Here is a 673-nt window from a genome sequence, read left to right on the forward strand (position 1 = left end):
GTGTTCGATAGTCATAAGGCTTCCAGTGTCTTAGTCCATTGGTTATGGCTCAAGATTTGAGAAGCGCAATAGCTCGAAAACACCTTATTTATAGTGCTTTTGTTGCCTGTTATGGTTCACGCTCGCACCTGATTGAACAAGAAGAACCGAGCATCACGAACGCTTCGGGTGCAGAAAACTTCTGTTACTTTACCAGGATGCCCGCCATGTAAAACCACCAATCGTTGACGAAGATCAAAACCCCGTTAGCCTAATGGAAAATAAGGGGATAAAGGTGGATAGAAAAAGAGTACAAGCAAGGCTTAGCCAGTTGGGAGTGGCACTTTCGAACGAGAAGAGCGAAAAAGGCTGGTTGACTCAAGCCATGCATGGCGGTGCATCGACACATTACTTCCCTAAGTTGTCGTCAGCTCTAGCGCATTGGGATGGAATTGCAATGTCGCACCTCGAGCACCGACACGTGATGGACCAAATTTTCAACCATACCTTTGATACAGGCAGCCAAGAAGAAAAAGAGCAATTTATTCGGTGGATTGAAGATGCTGACACGCCTCCGGAAGTCGCTTACCGTGCGGCGATTACGCCTTTTGAACTCCCAAAGAATTGGCGAAAATCTGCCAGCGCCATCTTCACACCAGACAAGCCTATTGACCGATCATGGGCAGACTACTAC

The 673-nt window shown here is 47.3% G+C and carries 1 protein-coding gene; it reads left to right on the top strand.

The window, feature by feature from the left end:
• Positions 1-253: 253 nt before the first annotated feature.
• The coding region (locus AC1DQP_RS21215) for a hypothetical protein (protein WP_478052520.1) at positions 254-673 on the top strand (420 nt) is incomplete at its 3' end.

The sequence above is a fragment of the Stenotrophomonas sp. P5_A8 genome (genome assembly GCF_056400545.1).